This is a genomic window from Mesorhizobium sp. M0802 (assembly GCF_040320115.1).
Lineage (GTDB): Bacteria > Pseudomonadota > Alphaproteobacteria > Rhizobiales > Rhizobiaceae > Mesorhizobium.
Map to the genome: position 1 here is coordinate 1 of NZ_JAMYOY010000023.1, position 16,758 is coordinate 16,758.

34 protein-coding genes are annotated in these 16,758 nt (G+C 63.8%); 33 read left to right on the top strand and 1 reads right to left on the bottom strand.

Annotated elements, in window-relative coordinates; translation table 11 throughout:
• The first annotated feature begins 253 nt into the window (after positions 1-253).
• Positions 254-430: a hypothetical protein gene (locus NKI10_RS26025; protein WP_156936498.1), complete on the top strand. Its 177-nt coding sequence runs from the start codon at positions 254-256 to the stop codon at positions 428-430.
• A gap of 120 nt (positions 431-550) precedes the next feature.
• Here NKI10_RS26025 and NKI10_RS26030 read toward each other — a convergent pair whose 3' ends face one another.
• Complete coding sequence (locus tag NKI10_RS26030) at positions 551-1,273, bottom strand: LexA family transcriptional regulator (RefSeq protein ID WP_023750306.1); 723 nt, start codon at positions 1,271-1,273, stop codon at positions 551-553.
• Positions 1,274-1,465: 192 nt separating this feature from the next.
• Between NKI10_RS26030 and NKI10_RS26035 the strand changes: the two genes are divergently transcribed.
• The 32 genes from NKI10_RS26035 (at position 1,466) to NKI10_RS26190 (ending at position 16,757) form a co-directional block, all read left to right on the top strand.
• The gene (locus NKI10_RS26035; RefSeq protein WP_023750305.1) at positions 1,466-1,771 is read left to right on the top strand and encodes a helix-turn-helix domain-containing protein; all 306 of its coding nucleotides are present in this window, start codon (positions 1,466-1,468) and stop codon (positions 1,769-1,771) included.
• 61 nt (positions 1,772-1,832) lie between these two features.
• Positions 1,833-2,669 (top strand): ParB/RepB/Spo0J family partition protein, encoded by an 837-nt coding sequence (locus NKI10_RS26040; protein WP_023750304.1) that lies wholly within the window; start codon positions 1,833-1,835, stop codon positions 2,667-2,669.
• Positions 2,669-3,139 (top strand): hypothetical protein, encoded by a 471-nt coding sequence (locus tag NKI10_RS26045; protein ID WP_023750303.1) that lies wholly within the window; start codon positions 2,669-2,671, stop codon positions 3,137-3,139. The genes NKI10_RS26040 and NKI10_RS26045 overlap by 1 nt, the downstream gene beginning before the upstream one ends.
• 12 nt (positions 3,140-3,151) lie before the next feature.
• On the top strand, positions 3,152-3,316 hold the full coding sequence (locus NKI10_RS26050; protein WP_023750302.1) for a hypothetical protein: 165 nt from the start codon (positions 3,152-3,154) through the stop codon (positions 3,314-3,316).
• Complete coding sequence (locus NKI10_RS26055) at positions 3,313-3,630, top strand: hypothetical protein (RefSeq protein WP_156936497.1); 318 nt, start codon at positions 3,313-3,315, stop codon at positions 3,628-3,630. Before NKI10_RS26050 ends, NKI10_RS26055 begins: the two co-directional genes overlap by 4 nt.
• Positions 3,627-3,827 (top strand): hypothetical protein, encoded by a 201-nt coding sequence (locus tag NKI10_RS26060; protein ID WP_023750300.1) that lies wholly within the window; start codon positions 3,627-3,629, stop codon positions 3,825-3,827. The genes NKI10_RS26055 and NKI10_RS26060 overlap by 4 nt, the downstream gene beginning before the upstream one ends.
• The gene (locus NKI10_RS26065; protein WP_023750299.1) at positions 3,820-4,884 is read left to right on the top strand and encodes a phage Gp37/Gp68 family protein; all 1,065 of its coding nucleotides are present in this window, start codon (positions 3,820-3,822) and stop codon (positions 4,882-4,884) included. Before NKI10_RS26060 ends, NKI10_RS26065 begins: the two co-directional genes overlap by 8 nt.
• The gene (locus NKI10_RS26070; RefSeq protein WP_023750298.1) at positions 4,881-5,096 is read left to right on the top strand and encodes a hypothetical protein; all 216 of its coding nucleotides are present in this window, start codon (positions 4,881-4,883) and stop codon (positions 5,094-5,096) included. The genes NKI10_RS26065 and NKI10_RS26070 overlap by 4 nt, the downstream gene beginning before the upstream one ends.
• Positions 5,093-7,336, top strand: coding sequence for a TnsB C-terminal domain-containing protein (locus NKI10_RS26075; protein WP_023750297.1), 2,244 nt, complete (start codon positions 5,093-5,095; stop codon positions 7,334-7,336). The genes NKI10_RS26070 and NKI10_RS26075 overlap by 4 nt, the downstream gene beginning before the upstream one ends.
• Before the next feature lie 80 nt (positions 7,337-7,416).
• Positions 7,417-8,163, top strand: coding sequence for an AAA family ATPase (locus tag NKI10_RS26080; protein ID WP_031245379.1), 747 nt, complete (start codon positions 7,417-7,419; stop codon positions 8,161-8,163).
• The gene (locus NKI10_RS26085) at positions 8,160-8,759 is read left to right on the top strand and encodes a helix-turn-helix domain-containing protein (protein WP_156936496.1); all 600 of its coding nucleotides are present in this window, start codon (positions 8,160-8,162) and stop codon (positions 8,757-8,759) included. Before NKI10_RS26080 ends, NKI10_RS26085 begins: the two co-directional genes overlap by 4 nt.
• Positions 8,756-9,142, top strand: coding sequence for a transcriptional regulator (locus NKI10_RS26090; RefSeq protein WP_023750294.1), 387 nt, complete (start codon positions 8,756-8,758; stop codon positions 9,140-9,142). The genes NKI10_RS26085 and NKI10_RS26090 overlap by 4 nt, the downstream gene beginning before the upstream one ends.
• Before the next feature lie 2 nt (positions 9,143-9,144).
• Positions 9,145-9,465: a hypothetical protein gene (locus NKI10_RS26095; protein WP_031245378.1), complete on the top strand. Its 321-nt coding sequence runs from the start codon at positions 9,145-9,147 to the stop codon at positions 9,463-9,465.
• Positions 9,462-9,755, top strand: coding sequence for a hypothetical protein (locus NKI10_RS26100; protein WP_023750292.1), 294 nt, complete (start codon positions 9,462-9,464; stop codon positions 9,753-9,755). Before NKI10_RS26095 ends, NKI10_RS26100 begins: the two co-directional genes overlap by 4 nt.
• Positions 9,742-10,074, top strand: a complete 333-nt coding sequence (locus NKI10_RS26105; protein WP_156936495.1) for a hypothetical protein — start codon at positions 9,742-9,744, stop codon at positions 10,072-10,074. Before NKI10_RS26100 ends, NKI10_RS26105 begins: the two co-directional genes overlap by 14 nt.
• The gene (locus NKI10_RS26110) at positions 10,058-10,696 is read left to right on the top strand and encodes a DUF3164 family protein (RefSeq protein WP_245271214.1); all 639 of its coding nucleotides are present in this window, start codon (positions 10,058-10,060) and stop codon (positions 10,694-10,696) included. The genes NKI10_RS26105 and NKI10_RS26110 overlap by 17 nt, the downstream gene beginning before the upstream one ends.
• Positions 10,693-10,899 (top strand): hypothetical protein, encoded by a 207-nt coding sequence (locus tag NKI10_RS26115; RefSeq protein ID WP_023750289.1) that lies wholly within the window; start codon positions 10,693-10,695, stop codon positions 10,897-10,899. The genes NKI10_RS26110 and NKI10_RS26115 overlap by 4 nt, the downstream gene beginning before the upstream one ends.
• A gap of 4 nt (positions 10,900-10,903) precedes the next feature.
• Positions 10,904-11,272, top strand: a complete 369-nt coding sequence (locus NKI10_RS26120) for a hypothetical protein (protein ID WP_023750288.1) — start codon at positions 10,904-10,906, stop codon at positions 11,270-11,272.
• Positions 11,269-11,616 (top strand): hypothetical protein, encoded by a 348-nt coding sequence (locus NKI10_RS26125; protein ID WP_023750287.1) that lies wholly within the window; start codon positions 11,269-11,271, stop codon positions 11,614-11,616. The genes NKI10_RS26120 and NKI10_RS26125 overlap by 4 nt, the downstream gene beginning before the upstream one ends.
• Positions 11,613-11,936 (top strand): hypothetical protein, encoded by a 324-nt coding sequence (locus NKI10_RS26130; protein ID WP_023750286.1) that lies wholly within the window; start codon positions 11,613-11,615, stop codon positions 11,934-11,936. The genes NKI10_RS26125 and NKI10_RS26130 overlap by 4 nt, the downstream gene beginning before the upstream one ends.
• A gap of 298 nt (positions 11,937-12,234) precedes the next feature.
• Positions 12,235-12,420 (top strand): hypothetical protein, encoded by a 186-nt coding sequence (locus NKI10_RS26135; RefSeq protein WP_023750285.1) that lies wholly within the window; start codon positions 12,235-12,237, stop codon positions 12,418-12,420.
• Between the two features lie 15 nt (positions 12,421-12,435).
• Positions 12,436-13,044 (top strand): regulatory protein GemA, encoded by a 609-nt coding sequence (locus NKI10_RS26140; RefSeq protein ID WP_352862266.1) that lies wholly within the window; start codon positions 12,436-12,438, stop codon positions 13,042-13,044.
• The gene (locus tag NKI10_RS26145) at positions 13,041-13,253 is read left to right on the top strand and encodes a hypothetical protein (protein ID WP_023750283.1); all 213 of its coding nucleotides are present in this window, start codon (positions 13,041-13,043) and stop codon (positions 13,251-13,253) included. The genes NKI10_RS26140 and NKI10_RS26145 overlap by 4 nt, the downstream gene beginning before the upstream one ends.
• On the top strand, positions 13,253-13,681 hold the full coding sequence (locus tag NKI10_RS26150; protein ID WP_023750282.1) for a hypothetical protein: 429 nt from the start codon (positions 13,253-13,255) through the stop codon (positions 13,679-13,681). The genes NKI10_RS26145 and NKI10_RS26150 overlap by 1 nt, the downstream gene beginning before the upstream one ends.
• On the top strand, positions 13,678-13,938 hold the full coding sequence (locus NKI10_RS26155) for a hypothetical protein (RefSeq protein WP_023750281.1): 261 nt from the start codon (positions 13,678-13,680) through the stop codon (positions 13,936-13,938). Before NKI10_RS26150 ends, NKI10_RS26155 begins: the two co-directional genes overlap by 4 nt.
• The gene (locus tag NKI10_RS26160) at positions 13,935-14,309 is read left to right on the top strand and encodes a hypothetical protein (RefSeq protein ID WP_023750280.1); all 375 of its coding nucleotides are present in this window, start codon (positions 13,935-13,937) and stop codon (positions 14,307-14,309) included. The genes NKI10_RS26155 and NKI10_RS26160 overlap by 4 nt, the downstream gene beginning before the upstream one ends.
• 131 nt (positions 14,310-14,440) lie before the next feature.
• Positions 14,441-15,028, top strand: coding sequence for a glycoside hydrolase family protein (locus tag NKI10_RS26165; protein WP_031245377.1), 588 nt, complete (start codon positions 14,441-14,443; stop codon positions 15,026-15,028).
• 109 nt (positions 15,029-15,137) lie between these two features.
• Entirely contained in the window at positions 15,138-15,551 is a 414-nt protein-coding gene (locus tag NKI10_RS26170; RefSeq protein ID WP_023750277.1) for a hypothetical protein, read from the top strand.
• Positions 15,505-15,822: a hypothetical protein gene (locus tag NKI10_RS26175; protein ID WP_156936494.1), complete on the top strand. Its 318-nt coding sequence runs from the start codon at positions 15,505-15,507 to the stop codon at positions 15,820-15,822. The genes NKI10_RS26170 and NKI10_RS26175 overlap by 47 nt, the downstream gene beginning before the upstream one ends.
• Positions 15,819-16,073 carry a TraR/DksA C4-type zinc finger protein gene (locus NKI10_RS26180; RefSeq protein WP_023750275.1) on the top strand — a complete coding sequence of 85 codons (255 nt, stop codon included), beginning with the start codon at positions 15,819-15,821 and terminating at the stop codon, positions 16,071-16,073. Before NKI10_RS26175 ends, NKI10_RS26180 begins: the two co-directional genes overlap by 4 nt.
• Entirely contained in the window at positions 16,066-16,461 is a 396-nt protein-coding gene (locus NKI10_RS26185; protein ID WP_023750274.1) for a DUF2730 family protein, read from the top strand. Before NKI10_RS26180 ends, NKI10_RS26185 begins: the two co-directional genes overlap by 8 nt.
• Positions 16,458-16,757 (top strand): VpaChn25_0724 family phage protein, encoded by a 300-nt coding sequence (locus tag NKI10_RS26190; RefSeq protein ID WP_023750273.1) that lies wholly within the window; start codon positions 16,458-16,460, stop codon positions 16,755-16,757. The genes NKI10_RS26185 and NKI10_RS26190 overlap by 4 nt, the downstream gene beginning before the upstream one ends.
• The last annotated feature ends 1 nt before the right edge of the window (position 16,758 follow it).

Sequence of the window (16,758 nt, forward strand, 5' to 3'; positions counted from 1 at the left end):
TCTCTACCTGACCCTTGGTATTTGGCGGCTTCTGGCGGGGTCTCTCACCTTTTGCCAGAGATGCCATCCGATCTTGCGCGTTACAGCTGTAACGCGCAAGATCGGATGGCATCTGCCGGCTAATGCTGGGAAAAGGTGATAATCGGCGGGAACGGCCGCGAGGAGCCCGGAAAACAAGGCATTCAACGGCTATTGAAGGGAACGGAGCGGCGCCGGCTCGAAAAACGGCCCGCGCAACTTCACTTGGCACCAAATGAAGCCGGCGGCGGCGACCGCGCAAGTTCGTTTGGCACCAGCCAATGAGGGCTTATGGGTCGAGCAGCCCCGTTTTGATGCATTGGGCGATAGTGGCACGATAGAGTTCCTTCGCGTCTCCCAGATCGCCGGCGGCAACCCGATCGAACGCTTCGTCGCAAGTCTGCCGGTCTAGTCCAGAACTACGCGGACCACTGGCGGCCTTGTACCAAGCCAGGGCCAGTAGCCCGAGGAAAACCAGCAGCATAGGCTTCGACCTCAGATGGCTCAACGCGTCCAAAACACCCTCCAAACCCTAAATCGCGCCGCCTGCCCAGCGAACGCGGCCACCGATGATTAGCTCGGGCTGCTCGGCCAATGGCACTTCCTCGGTCTCGTATCGCGGATTGTCGCTCTTGAGCAGCAGCAAACCGGAACGCAGCATTTGCAGCCGTTTGAGCCGCACCAGGCCGCCGTAGACCAGAACGTAGATCGCCTCGTCGATGAACTCGCGAATTGAGACGTCGACGATCATCAGGTCCCCATCGTTGATGGTCTCCCGCATCGAATCGCCCTTGGCGACCATGAGGCGGGCAGTTTTAGGGCTGACCCCGATCCGCCGTAACCACTCCTCTCGGAACGCGAAGATGTCCGGCTCGCTCTCATCGTAGAGATCGATGCTGCCGGCGCCGGCGCTTGGCCGGATGTCGAGCTTGGGAATGGATACGAAGCCTTCAGGCGCACCGCCAGCCACCATAAAGGTATGGCCGCCCTTCCCCGGGCTCATCGGTCCTTTCCCCGCAGCCAACCAGTCGAGAGTGACGTTTGCCGCCTCCGCGATGACCAGCAGATTGTCCAGGCCTGGCATTGAGCCCAGCAGATATTTGCGCATCGTCGAATCACCGATCCCCGACCGCTTCGAAAACGCGTGCGGTGATTCGCCCGATAGTGCAATTCGTAGCCGCTCAGCGAACGACATGTCCGCCCGCTCCGAACTCTGACCGTGCGTCAGAGTTTCGATTTCCGTGACATTGGACAAGAAAACCTCGCAATATCAGCGTCTTAGACCAATTTTGCACAATTTGGCGGACACTCGAACTCTGACGCGTGGATATTTGCGCCTTAGGGTTGATAGGTTCACCCAATTGTGCGACATTAGTCGCGACTAGTGTTGTTTAAAACTTTAACCATCCGGCCCTGTGCAAAGGTCCGGACGATCGGTGGAGCCGCCATGAACACGCCTCTGGTGTGGGACCGTCACGCCATCAACGCCGAGCTTCGGCGCCGTGGCATGACGCTGACCGGGATTGCCAAAAGTGCTGGGCTTTATTCCAGCGCCTGCAGGCAAGGCATCATCGGCTTGAGCCGCCCAGGAGCCGAGGCGATCGCCGCAGCCCTGAACAAACCATTCCGCGAGCTTTTCCCGACTCTCTACACAAGAGGCCGTCATGACGAGGTCGACACTACCAGTTCGGCCGGTCGCAGCGGAAGTGCAAAAGTTGCACTCATTTTAGACAACGCATCCGGGGCGCCCTGAGCCCGCTGTCTAGCGCGAGAGCATGCGCAGACGGGGGAATTCAATCAGGGGCCTGCGGAACGTGACACCAACCAAGATCAAGATTGCTGAAATTCGGGTGCCCGCGAACCGGCGCCGGCTCGATCCCGCCTGGGTGGCGACCATCATGGCCGACATTCAGGGCGGCAACGGCCACATGATCCCCATCGAGGTCGTGCCCGAGAAGACCGATGGCTACGAATACCGGCTGATCTTCGGCGGGCACCGGCTCGCCGCCGTTTCCGGCCTCGGGAGCGACGAGATCGACGCGTTCGTCAAAGATCCCAAGGACGTCGCCACCGAAACCCAGATCCGCAAGCGCGAGATCGCCGAGAACCTGATCCGGCGCCAGCTGTCGGTGCTCGACCGCGCGAAGGACATCGCCGACTGGCGCGACATCTATGACGCCGAGCACGGCACCGGCAAAACCGGCCGCAAGAAGACGAGAGAGATCGTCGAGGATGACGAATTGAGTGCAAAGTTTGCACTCAATTTCTCCGAGGCCGCACAGGCGGTGCTCGGCATATCCCGCCGCAGCGTCTTCCACGCGCTGAAGATCGCCACCATTCCGGAGCCGATCCGCCAGGACATCTCGCTTCACGCGGTCGCCAACAGCCAGACCGATTTGCTGCAACTCGCGGCCGAACCGCTGGAGCGCCAGGCCGCCATTGCGCGCCTGCTCACCATGGCAGCGGCCGACGCGCCGCAGACGGTCAGCGACGCCATCGCCGTCATCGACCGGACCTCCAAGCCGGCGACCGCACCGAAGTGGGAGAAGGTCGCCACCGAGTTCTCCAAGCTGAAGGAGAGCGAACAGGACCGTTTCTTCACCCTGCATGAAGCCGCCATCCAGCGGTGGATGAAAGGGCGGAAAAGCTGATGGTCCGCTCGCGCCGCGATCAACTGACCGCCGACCTCTTCGAATGGGAACCGCCGAAGGTCGCGGTCGGCTATGCAGCCGATGTCGCCGGCCGTGGCGATCTCGACAACCAGATTTCCCGGCTGGTGAGCCGTGCGCTCCGCGATTGCCGCGACGAGGGCAAGGGTTCGCGCGCCGAGATCGCCCGGAGCATGTCGGTCTACCTCGGCCGCCAAGTGTCGGAGGGCATGCTCAACAAGTGGTCGTCGGAAAGCAGCGACGAACACCGGATCCCGCTCGACGCGTTCATCGCCCTGATCGACGCCAGCCAGGCAGACGGCCTGCTTGGCTTCGTGCCCGAAAAGTTCGGCTACGCGGTCGTGCCCGAGAAGTACGCCGACATCATCGAAATCAGCCTGATCGAAGAACACGAGCGCGACATCGCCGCCCGCAAGGCGGCGCTGCACGCGCGCTCCAGAGCCAAACGCTGAAAGGCCCTCGCAATGAGCCTCTTTGCCTACGGTCTATGCGGTGCCGCCCTCTACGGGGCGATCCTCTACGGGGTGCACCTGCTCTTCACCCGCCAGCAGGCCCGGCGCCTCGCCGCCGGTGCCGTGTTCCGCCGCCGCATGCGCAAGCATGTCCTGAAAGGGTGGATCTGGTCATGACGAAATGCGCCGCACCATCCTGCCCGGACGACACTACCGGCCGGCACGGAGTGTTCTGTGTCGACCACTATTTCCAACTGCCGAAGGGCTACACCGGACTGCTCACACGCATGAAGATCGAGTGCAGCCGCTGCGAAGATGCCGACACGAAGAAGCATCTGGAAGAGCAGCTCGCTGCCTACATCAGCGTGGTCATCAGCAAGCTTCCCCAAACACCCGAGGCTCGCAGCTCCCAAGCCGCCCTCGACGGCGCCCGCCGACCATCCTCCGAGGTGGCGGCGGGCGCGCGCGAACTTGAGCGGCGCTATCCATGAGAGAGATCGCGCTCGACGACGTAGCCACCGGCAATGTCGGCAAATTCGTCGGCAACAAGCCGGCGGAGCGCTGGGTTGCCTTTTCGATCCACCGCAAGTCGGTCAGCGAAGCGAACGAAGGCCGCTTCCCGACGATGCGCCAGGCGATCGACTGGCTGGTGTCCGAGCACAACCGGAAGGCGGGCACCAATGGCTGACGGCACCACCATCGAATGGACGGACGCCACCTGGAACCCGATCACCGGCTGCCAGGTCAAGTCGCCGGGCTGCAAGCATTGCTACGCGATGAAGCTCGCCGGCACCCGGCTGAAGCATCACTGGAGCCGCAAAGGCCTGACCATCGACACCAAGAACGGCCCGGTCTGGAACGGGCAGGTTCAGTTCAACGAAGCGTGGCTCACCCAGCCGCTGCATTGGACCAAGCCGCGCATGATCTTCGTCTGCGCGCATGCCGACCTGTTCTACGAGGCGGTGCCGGACGAGTGGATCGACCAGATTTTCGCCGTCATGGCGCTGGCGCCGCAGCACATCTTTCAGGTGCTCACCAAGCGACCGGGCCGGATGCTCGAATATTTCGAGAGTATCGAAAACGGCGATCAGAGGCTTGCCGGAGCCGGCTGGCGCGATGCCTTGATCGAAGGAACGGCTCAGGCGATCTATGCCGCGCGACATCCTGGCGAAGACCCCTCGCTTTGGCTGGCCGTTCATTCTCCTCTGAAGAATGCCCTGCTGGGCTGCTCGATCGAGGACCAGGCCCGCGCCGACGAGCGCCGCGACAGCTTGCGCCGGCTTTCAGAAATGGGCTGGAAAACATGGGTCAGCTACGAGCCAGCCCTCGGCCCTGTCGACTGGACCGGCTGGGAGTTCCTCAACTGGATTGTATCCGGCGGTGAGAGCGGCCAAGACGCCCGATCGCATCATCCCGACTGGCACCGCGCTACCCGCGATTTCTGTGCGGCGAACGCCATCCCCTACCTCTTCAAGCAGTGGGGCTGCTTGATCGATGCCGACCAGATCGCGGGCCGCATTGCCGAAGCGACCAAAGCGGGCACCGCATGGATCATGCGCGACGGTCAGGTGTGGGTTCCGCCGGTTCCTCTCAATTTCGGTGACGCAGCCTGGCTGGCGGAGTTCCTCGGGCACGCGTTCGAGCATCAGAGCGACGGCACGACGCTTTTGCGGATGAAGAAGGGCGATGCCGGCCGCCTGCTCGATGGTCGAACCCACGACGGCTTCCCGCAGGTGCAGCCATGATCCTCGATTTCACCAACGAGATCGACGAGGCGCTGGCAGCCATCGGCGTCACCGGCCTGACCTCCAAGCAGACGATGGCGCTGGCGATGGTCTTCGCCAAGGTGCTCGACCGAGGCATGGGCACCGAGCGCCGACGTGTGCTCGACATTGTCGCCCGCAAGGCAATGAACGCGGCCGAGCTGCGCGCCGAGATCAATAGGTCGGTGCGATGAAAGACTGGCTGACCGCCCGCGAGATCGCAGCCGAGCAGCTGCCCGACATGCCGGCAACGGAAAGCGCCGTCATCCGCATGGCCCAGCGCGAAGGCTGGGCCGATCGCCTGACCCAGGCGCGCGCCCGCGCCGGCCGTGGCGGCGCCACCGAGTATCATGTCTCGCTGTTTCCGACGCTCGCCCAGGTCGCCTATCAGCAGCGTCACATCGTCATCGAGCTGCCGGTAAAGCCGGCCAAGGGCTCGCCCGACGCCAGCCTGTCGGCGCGCGCCATGGAAGAGCGCGATGCGCGGCTGGCGATCGTCGCCGCCTTCGAAAAATTCTCCCGCGGCATGCAGCTTGGCTACGCCACCCGCGTCCAGGTCTTCACCGACAAGTACAATGCCGGCTCGCTCAACATCGAGCCGTGGGCGCTGGAGATCATCCCGAGCCTGTCCAAGCGCTCGCTCGCCCGCTGGCAGTCGCAAAAGCGCGACGGCAAGGTCAACGCGCTGGCGCACGATCCCGCCCAGGCGCGAAAGGGCACGGGCGTGCTCGAAACCGCCAATGGCGGCGCCGTGCGCGCCTTCATGCTGGCGCTGATAGCCCAGCAGCCGCATCTTTCGGGGCACCACGTCAGGACGCTCTGCCGCTCCGAGTTCGGCGACACGTTGAAGGCGCTTTCAAAGGGCGTTGAAACGGTCATTCCGATGCCGCCGGTCCGCACCTTCCAGCATGCACTGAAAGGGCTGAAGGAAACCCACAAGGTCGAGCTGCTGAAGCTCACCAACCCCGACCGATATCGCTCGCACATGGCGCCGGCCGGCGTCGGCATGCTTCGCCACGTCACCGATCCGAACCAGCTCTGGCAGATCGACGCCTCGCCGGTCGACGCGCTCTGCACCGACGGCCGCCATTCGGTCTATGCCTGCATCGACATCGCCACCCGCCGCAGCATCTGGCTGCTGTCGCGGACGCCGCGTGCTTCGGCGGTCGCACTGCTGATCCGCAAGGCCATCCTGGAATGGGGCGTCCCGGAGGTCATCAAGACCGACAACGGCTCCGATTTCGTCGCCAAGGATACCAGCCGCTTGTTCGTCTCGCTCGGCATCGAGGCCGAAACGTCGGACGCCTATTCGCCCGAACAGAAGGGCCATGTCGAGCGCGTCATCAAGACGTTCCAGCATGACATGGCGACCCTGCTGCCGGGTTTTGTCGGCCACAACGTCGCCGATCGCAAAGCCATCGAAAGCCGCAAGTCGTTTTCGCAACGCCTTGGCGAAACCGAGGCCGAGGTTTTCGGCGTCACGCTGACCGGGCCGGAGCTGCAGAAGCATGTCGACGACTGGGCAAGCACGATCTACCAGCACCGCCCGCATGCCGGCCTGAAGGGCGCGACCCCATTCGCCACTGCGCTCGCCTCGTCGAAGCCGGTGCGAAAGGTCGATCAGCGCGCCCTCGACCTGTTGCTGATGCCGGTAGCCGGTGACAGCGGCCAGCGCATCGTCACCAAGCGCGGCGTGCGCATTGCCGACAACTACTATCAGACGCCGTCGATCATGCCCGGCACCGCTGTCTTCGTGCGCATGGACCCGAATGACGCCGGGCGCGCCTACGCCTTCGCCCAGGACGGCGCCGAGTTCCTCGGCGACGCCACTTGCCCGGATCTCGCCGGCATCCATCCCGAGACGTTCCACCGTGCCGCCAAGGAAATCCGGTCCGACCTGGTCAACGAACAGGCGCGCGACCTCAAGGCCGACATGAAGCGCCTGGCGAGGGGCAAGCCGCTCATCGAGCGTGCCCTGGAAGTGGCACGCCGCGACGCACCGAACGTCATCCCACTGCCACGCCGCGAGGAAGCGCACTCGACTGCACAGATCGACGCGGCGATCGCGGCCATGTCGGAGCAGATCAACCCAACGGCACCGCTCGACCAGGCTGCCGCAGCTGCACATCGCCGGCTGATCGACGAGATGCGCGCCGAGGAGGAAGCGGAGCTGGTGGCGAGCACCGACGCGATCCTCAAGGCCCGCCAGGCCGAGATCGAGGCGGAGCGCACCGCGCATTTGCCTGACAACGTTGTCGCCCTGCCGGAAACGCCGATGGAACGCTACCGCCGCGCGCTGCTCTTCCGCGACCGCATGCAGGCCGGCGAGCTGTCCGCCGCCGACGCCATGTGGCTCGGCGGCTACGTCATGTCGCCCGAGTTCAAGACCCAATCGATGATCCATGAGGATTTTGGGGACGCGTACCTGTCCTGAGTAACGGAAAAGCCCGGTCTGCAAACCGGGCTCTCCGCAAGAACGCGCCGCCGAAGCGGCACAGCACAACGAGGAAAATGATGAACCAACCCACGAAAGTCAATCGGCCGGCGCCGCTGAAGAACGTCGCCGCCTTCGCCACGCTGCTCCAGACGATGGTCGAACGCGATCCGAGGCTGCCCGGCCTGGCCGCCTACTTCAGCCCTTCCGGCTGGGGCAAGACGGAGTCCGCAGTCTATGGCGCCAACAAGTATCGCGCCGCCTATGTCGAGTGCGGCCAGTTCACCACGGCCCGTTCGCTGCTCTGCGATATTTTGAGGGAACTCGGCGAGCCCAACCCGCGCGGAACCATCGAGGATCTGAAGAACAAGGCCATTATGCTGATGGTGTCCGATCCGGGTCGGCCGCTGATCATCGACGAAGCCCACTTCATCGCCCACAAGCGGTTCGTCGACCTCATGCGCGAGCTGTCCGACAAGTCGGGTGCACCGGTCATCATGATCGGCGAGGAGAACCTGCCGCGCCTCCTGGAGGCATTCGAGCGAGTCCACAACCGCGTCCTGGAATGGCTGCCCGCCGTCCCCTGCGATGCCGTCGACTTCGAACTGCTGGTCAAGAACCGCTGCAACGGCGTCACCGTCGCGCCGGATCTCGCCGCCGCAATCCTGGACAAGACTAAGGGCAACACGCGGCGCATCGTCATCAACCTCGCGACCGTCGCCAAGGTAGCGCAGCTGACGGGTGCGACCACGGTCGACCTCGCAACATTCGGCGGTGCCGGCGTCATCAACGCGACGCCGAAGTTCAGCGCGAGGCGGGCAGCATGAGCCTTCGCGCTATTGTGGACATGGTGCAGATCAGCATCGCCGTTCCGCGTGGCGAGGCCGGCTACTGGTCGATCATCCGAGATCTCGACCTCGGCGGCCCCTGGACGGTGCGGCAGATCTGCGACCGGACGAATGTCAGCACCAGCCTGGTCGGCCGCTATGTGCGAAGGCTCAAGCTCGCCGGCATCGCCCAGGTCGTCGAAACGAGAACCGCCGGCAATGTGGGCGGCGGCAATCTTCCTGCAGCAGTCATCTATCGCCTGGTCAGGCGTCCGCTCGTCGCCCCTCGGATCTCGCGGGACGGCAAAGCCATGCCCGAGTTGGGCATAGAGCAGCTCTGGCGCGCCATGAAGATGGCCAAGGTGTTCAGCCATGCCGATCTGTCGGAGCATTGCCCTGACGTCGCGATAGGGACGGTAAAGGCCTATCTCCAGGCTCTGTCGGCGGCTGGCATCGTGGCGGGCAATCCAGGGGCCTATCGCCTGGTCCGAAACCTCGGCCTCCAGGCGCCGAAAATCCTCGCCACCAAGCTGGTCTACGACCCGAACAAGAAAACTGTCGTCGGCCCATCGGTCACCTTCGAGGTGAAGCCATGAACCGTGGCCCTGCGAAGGAACAGCGGCCGGTGTTCGGGTCGTATATCTCCAACGCGACCAAGGCCTGGACGCCGCTGCCCGATTGGGTCGAGGAGTTGGCAACTCTGGCCGACGCCACGTCGCTGAAGGCTGCAGCCCAGCGGATCGACTACAGCCCGTCCGCCGTCTCGACCATCGTAAGCGGCAAATACAAGGGCGACCTCGGCCGCGTCGAGCAGATGGTGCGCGGCGCTCTGATGTCGATGACCGTCGACTGCCCGGTGTTGGGCGAGATCGGCCGCGACCGCTGCCTCACCGAACAAAAGGAGCCGTTCCGCGCCACGTCGCGGCACCGCGCCCAGCTTTTCCACGCCTGCAAAACCTGCCCCCAAAGGAGAAAATAGCCATGGGCGAGAGAATGTCCCTCGAACTGTCGGACGGCCTGGCCGAAATCGACGGCCTGCTTGACGAATTCAAGCACGAACCCCGCATCCTCGATCCGTGCGACGCCCGTATTCTGAGCGACCGTATCAAGCAGCTTCGCTATGCAGCCCGCGCCCTGGAGAACCAGCTAAGCGCAAAGCTCTGGAACGACGCCGCGCGCATCGAGCGCGACGCCGAGGCCGAGCGCATCGCCGAGGCGGCCTTCCAGCCGGGATCGAACATTTGCCTGTTCCCGGTGATCCCGCGCCCGTTCTCGGACGGTCGGCCAGGCGGTGCGGCATGATGACCGGCCACCAACAGGAGGCTGAAGCTAGCGCCGCGCTGATCGCCAAACAGATGCTGCCGCTGATTGCGGCAGCGCTGGTGGTCAGGAAGCCGCTGCAGCCTCGCCCGCTGTCACCAAAGGACGAGGCGATCATGGTGGCTTGTGGCGTGCTCGGTCGAGCGCTCGACAAGGTCGATGCGTCTATTCACACAAAGGGCGAACGCCGTGCCCGCTGGGAGCTTGACAACGCGACCAGGGAACTTCGCAAGCTGATCGACCTGCGGGAGGCTCGCTATGCCCGCAAGTGAGGCGCTTTTAGCCGCGGTCTCCCGGCTCGACATGATCGAGCTTTGCAGCCGCATCATCACCAAGCCCGAGCGCAATGCGCCCAGGGCAACCATCGCCGAGATCTACGCCCTGGCTAAGGCGACCGAAGGTCTTTGGGCAATCGTGCTGGAAGCCAACCTCCTGGTCTCGGCGCTCGAACGGGCAATGCCCTGGGCTGACACCGCCGATGCTGAGCACCAGGAGCACGTCGCTCTGCAGATGGCCGCCGTCCGCGACCTTCTCGCCTTCATCCACCCAATTCCAATTCAACAGGAGAATGACCATGCAAGCAGCAGCTGAAGCCGGCGCGATCGTCGTCGCCGGCAAGTCCTACATGCCCGACGCAAAGGGCAATCTGGTGCCGATCGAGGCCATCAAGCCCGTCCACAAACTTGAGGACGAAACGGTTCGCAAGATCATCGGCCATGCCGTCGAACTGTCTGCGCAGATCGGGCGGTTCAAGGAACACACGTTTGACGATCTCTCTTCGTTCGAGGCCCTGCTCGCCCAGGAGTATGGCGCGACGAAGGGCGGCGCCAAGGGCAACAAGACCTTCATGACCTTCGACGGGTTGAAAAAGGTGTCGGTGCAGGTGGCCGATCTGATCGACTTCGGCTCGCAGCTGCAGGTAGCCAAGGGCCTGATCGACGAGTGCCTGACCGAGTGGTCGGCCGACAGCCGCACTGAAATCCGGTCGATCATCTCGCGCGCCTTCAACGTCGAGAAGCAGGGGCAGATCAACCGTACCGAGATCTTCATGCTGCTGCGCCTCGACATCGAGGACGTGCGCTGGCAGCGCGCCATGGAGGCCATCCGTGACGCCATGCGCGTGATCGGCTCGAAGACCTATGTCCGCTGCTACGAGCGTGACAGCCAGGACGCCGAATGGCGCCCCGTCACCATCGACCTGGCGAGGGCATGACCATGGCCAAGCAAACCAACCGCTTTTCCCAGCACCGCGACACTCAGTCGATACACGCCGTGATCCAGGAGAAAACCGATCTCGCCAAGATCTATGCCGAGGACGGCGCCTTCCATACCGCCGCCCGCGTGCTTGAGGATTTGGCCACCGTAATCACCCGCCATGCCGTAGCGACCACTCCGGTCGACTTGCAGGAGGCCTGATCCCATGGACACGCTTTGGATCGAAACTCTGCAGCGCGTAGTCCAGGTCGTTGACGAGAAGCTCGCAGCCGCCAACGCCGAGCAAGGCGAGTACAGCCATACCGACTATGACGGATGGCGGAGGCGCACCGCTGCCGCCCAGGAGAAGCTGATCGCGTACTTCACCAACGAGGAAGGCGCTCGGTTCAACGACCGCCCGGCACATGAGGTCTCGGTGAAGATGGCGGGCGTTCGGGCGACCTCGACCGGCGGCACGACGGCCGCGCTGCGGAACTGGCACACGGCCGCGTGCAAACGCATCGCAGCTGACGACGGCTTCAACCCGCACGGCTCCGGCCCGGTGACGATCGAGCCGAGGGAGGCCGGTCAATGAGCAGCGCCAAGCCAACGCTCGGATATCCAAGCCGCACCGCCGCCATTGCTGCTTTCCGCGCCCAGGGCATGGAGACCACCGCCATTGCCCAACGGATTGGCATCTCCTCCTCGACCGTCTCGGCGCTGGAATGTTCGGTTCGTCGCTTTGCGCCGAAATCGCAACGCAGCGACGGCGTCGGCCGGACGGTTCATCTGCCGATCGGACTTCTGCAGCGCCTAGCACCGCATGCGCGGCGTCGTGGCATCACCCGCGAAACGCTTGCCTGGATGATCGTCGATGCCGTCGCTGAAAGCGACTTAGTCGACGCGGTCCTGGACGATGCGGAGGAGCTGGCGGCATGATCAAGAGCCTCCTCCTCGCCTGCAGCGCGCTCGCTTCCATCCCCGCGTTCGCCCACGATGCCACGCCCACGGCCGCCGCGCCTCAGGGCTGGTCATATCCCTTCGCCTGCTGCGCCAACTACGATTGCCGCACCACACAGTCGGGCGAGGTCTTGGAGAAGCCCGAGGGCTATGTGATCGCCCACACCGGCGAAGTCATCCCGATGTCCGACAAACGGGTCAAGAACAGCCCTGATGGGCTGTTCCATTGGTGCGCTCACCAGGCCGGGCTCGATGCGGGCAAAACCATCTGTCTGTTCGTGCCGCCGAGGAGCTATTGATGACGAACACTGTCCAATACAGAGAACTTGCTAACCAACATGTGGGTAGCACTGGGAGAGGCCGTTATTTCTCTTTCAGCCTTCGCCCTTTCGTGTCTATCGTCAGCCTGCTCCGCGAAAAAGGCGGAGCCGGGTTTGGTAGCCCGACATGGAGCGTCCTGGTCGGGCGACGCGGGAAGCCGAAAGGCTTGCCGTTTCCATGCGGTCTACCAACCTGCGTTCGTCCGGCCACCAGGACGGCCGGCGCGCGCGACGCAGCCAGCAACAACGAAAAGGCCTTTCCCCGGGGGGAGACTAAATGTCAGGAACTCTACAGCCGATCGACCGGCTGGACTACGCAGTGCTTGCATTCGAAGGGCTCAACGACCTGGTGTCGGCGGCCCCCAATCTCCAAGAGGTTCCAATCGAAAAGCTCGCGCTGCTTTTCACTCTCGTCGCCCACGAGATCCGAAGCTGCGCCGAGGAGCTACGTCGAACACCATGACTGCCGGAGCGCGTCATGAGCGCGCTCGGGGCCATCCATGTCGGCAACAAGCAGCTCGGCCTGGACGAGGATACTGCCCGCGATCTCTATCAGCGGGTCACCGGCAAGCGCAGCCTGCGCGAGATGAACGATCGCGAGCTCCAGCTCATCGTCACCGAACACCGCCGGCAGGGTTTCAAGCCGGCTGAAAAGGGCCTTCAAGGGCCGTTCGCCAAGAAGCTGCAGGCGCTCTGGATCGCCGCCTGGAACCTCGGCATCGTCGGCGACCGGACCGATGCCGCCATGCTGTCATTCATCAAGCGGCAGACCGGCATTGAGCACACCCGATTTCTGCTGGATGCGGAGGATGCCGCCAAGGCGATCGACGCGCTCAAGGCATGGATGACGCGTGAAGCCGGCGTCGACTGGAGCCAGAGCGTCTCGACGGCCTCCTGGCTCCGGTCATCGGGTGCAAAGATTGCACTCGCGCAGTGGCAGGTTCTTTCCGTGCTGCGGGCCGTCGATCCCAACGGCTTCCGCAAGTTCATTTTCGACAAGGCCAAGCCGCTCGACCAGATGACCGACCGCGACTGGCCGGCCGTGATGAACACCCTGGGCGACCTCATTAGGAAGGAAAAGGCATGAGCACTCCCGACAGGTCCATTCTTGTCTCGGCCCTTCAAGCCGAGCTTAACCGCCAATACGATCTCGGCATCATGACGACTTTCATTGATGCAGACGGCAAGACAATGCTCAGCTATCCGGTGGTCTACCCGGCGCCGCGACCGCTAATCGATGTGGGGCGTTTGGCCGATACTGTTCTGGCCTCCCTCTCATCGGGACGCGCCCGCTGATGGTCGCCTACAGCTTCAAGCCGATGTTCGGTCCGCAGGTCTCGGGCCTGATCAAGCGGCAAACTGTCCGCGCCGATCGCAAGCGGCATGCTCGACCCGGCGAGCCGGTCCAGCTCTACCAGGGCATGCGGACGATCCATTGCCGCAAACTGGTCGATGCCGATCCGGTCTGCAGCAACGTCCGCTCGATCGAGATCGCGGTCAGCGACCTGATGCCAATGCCGATCATCAGCATCGCTATTGAGGGCATCCCGCTGCATCGCGAGGAGATCGAGCTGTTCTGCCGCGCTGACGGCTTCGCGCCGTCGTGCGTCTCCGCCTTCGGTCTTTGGGGCGAAACCGCACGCGAAAACATGGGTCTGTTCTGGCTCCAGCATCACGGCGTCGGACGCTTTGAGGGAAAGCTGATCGAATGGGAGCCCGCATGAACGACGAGCCAGTCTACGTCTCTGACCACGCGATCATCCTTTATTTGCAGCTGATCCTCGGCGTCGACATCGAGCAGCTGCGTGCCCACATCGCCGACGCCGCCCGTCGCCACCAGGGCGCCCCATGCGTCAAGGCGTTGGGTGCGCGCTTCCTGTTGGTCAACGGACGCGTCGTGACGACGATCGGCGGCCACAGCGTGCCCGGCTATGAGTTCCTCACGCGCCTGATGCGCGACGGCGAAGCGGAGGTCGTGTGAGCGACGATCAGCGATCCGCCGAATTGCTCCACCTGCTTGGCCAGGCGGACTTCGTGCGCCTTGCTGAAACCTATGGCGGCCGCCGGCTCTATGTGCCGGCGTCCGGCGACGATACCGCCCTCGCAAAAGACCTCGGCGCCACGGCAGCCAAGAAACTTGCCCGCCGTTATTCCGGCTCGTATATCCGGGTGCCTCTTGCCCGCGAGCTTCGGGCGCGGCAGTATCGCGAAGCCGGCGCATCGAACGGCGACATAGCCGGCCGCCTCGGGATCACCGAGACCGGCGTGGACAAACTCTTCCGGCGCATGCCGGACAAGCCCGTCAAGGGCAGCAGAGATCCGCGCCAGACCGATCTGTTCTCCAGCAACTGACAACCCACCCTTAAGCCGCCCGCCAAGGCGGGCATGATTGCCGCCTGCCGCCAAAGGCATGGTGCTGCGAAATGGCCGGGACAACTCCCGGCCGATTTCACAGGCGGAAGGTCTATCCAGTGGCCACGATCATGCCCAGCACGCGCGCCAAGCAAGCCATCGCAGCCATCCTGGCGCTCGTGGGTGTGACGATCGGCGGCGTCCGGTACGTCAACGGTGTCCCGGACGACGTCGTCCTGGCGTCGACCTACCTGGTCGAGCCATGGGAAAGCGTGGCGCTGAAAGCCTACCTCGACAGGATCGCCAAGCCACCGATCTGGACGATCTGTGCCGGTGACACCAAGAACGTGAAGCCCAAAATGGTCGAGACCCCGAAGGGCTGCAAAACCCGACTTCAGAACCGCATGACCAAGGAATTCCGCCCGGCCCTGGTCAAGTGCATTCCCAGCTTCAACAAGCAGCCGATCTCCTGGCGCTCGATGATGGACAGCCTGGCCTGGAACATTGGTGCCCCTACGGCCTGCAATTCCGGTGCGGCCGGCATAATCAATGCGGCTGTCAAGAAGGGCAAGACCCCGGATTACGTCGCCAGCTGCAAGAGGGCAACGCTCTACAATCGGGCCGGGCAAAAGTTCATCATCGGCTTGGCGCACCGCCGCGAGATGGGGGACGCGACCCGCATCGGCGAAGGCGAGCTTTGCGTGTCGGGGCTCGACTGATGGAAGGGCTGAAGCAACTCATAGCTGACCGGCTTTCGGACGCTGTCGAGCGAGCAGTGCCCTACCTGGTCATGCTCGCCATCGCCTTGGCGCTTTGGATGGTGTGGGGATGAGCGCGCTCCTCTTCACCATATGGAAGGTGATCCGGCCGATCTTGGTCTTCGGCGTCACGCTCCCTGTGTGGATCTTCCTGGCGGCCGGCATCTGGCTCTGGCTCGACAAGGCCTCGGCCGTGCGCCAGGCCGTCGATAAGGCGGTGACGGAGCTTGTTGCCAGAGCACAGCTCGACGCGCTCCAGGCCGAGTTGACGGAACAGCGCCGGCTGCGCGCCTGGAGCGACGGCAAGGCCGACGAAGCGCGCCAGGCCGCCGATGACGAGCGCGCTGCACGCGTCACCCTGGAAACCAAGCTGACACTGACCGACGCCGACAAAAGGAAAGCGGAGAATGAACTCGCCGTGCTGCAGGACCGCGTTGATGGCCTTGTTGATCAGCAGCTGCTTGACAGCCTGCACAACCGATAAGGCCGCGCTCGGCAAAGCCTATCGCGACAAGGCCAGGGCCGGCCTCGTTGGCGAAGCGCTGACCGAGGCAGACCGCGCTGTCGCCCAGGCCAGGCGCATGCCGGACTATCCGTCGGATTGCCGCCGCCATCATCACAGCGGGGTGCAGCTGGGTGACAAGCTGGGCGTTGCCAATAAGAAAGCCGACATCGCCCTCGGCAACGCGAACGATCAGATCGACGCCTGCGCCGGCTGGTACGACGAGCGTAAGGCCGCGAGGGAACCGAAATGAAGGGCGGCAACGCAGCCATCGAGCTGGCTGAGCGGCGGGTCGAGCAGGAGCGCGACGCCGGCATCGCCCGTGTCCAGGCCGCCGCCCGGCAGTATGTCGCCGAGGAAGCCAACGGCCAGGAGGCCGCGAAATTCTGTGAGTGCGGCGAGCGCATCCCGGAAGAACGTCGCAAGGCCATGCCTCGGGCCGACCGGTGCGTCGATTGCGAAACCTTCATCGAACGACAGAGCCGGAGACGTGCCCATGGATGACCTTGCCACGTGGGCCTCACTGGCCTCGCCCCTGCTGTCGCTGGCGACGATCGTCTATGTCTTTCTGACGGCCGGTTCGAAGAAGGCCCAGACCGACATCGACGCCTTCAAGGCGTCCATGGCCGAAATTCTCGACGCGATCCGCACGTCGATCGTCGAAGGCCGTGCGGAAGTCGATAGGAGGCTGGAAGACCACGCCGTGCGTGTCCAGTCGATCGAGAGCGACATGAAGCACCTGCCTGACGTGAAGTCGTTCACCGACCTTCGCCTGGCCGTAGCCGAGATCAAGGGCGAAGCGGGCAAACAGGCCGAGGTGGTCAACGGTATCGCGCGCACGGTTCACCGAATGGAGAACTTCCTGCTAACCGGAAACAAGAGCGCCGCATGACCGATTTCGACAACTATCTGACCGCCGATGCCCGCCTGGTCATCCTGCGCGAGCTGAACCATCAGACGGACGGTCGCCTCAATGAGGTGATGCTGACCAAGGCGCTCGACGGCTTCGGCCACAACCGATCGCGCGAATGGGTCCGCACCCAGCTGCGCAAGCTTGCCGAGCTGGGCGCGGTCAAGGTCACCGAATTCGGCACCGTGATGGTTGCGGCCGTCACCCGCAGCGGCGTCGACCATGTGGAACGGCGGTCGATCATCGAAGGCGTGGCGCGTCCCTCGCCGGAGGCCTGAG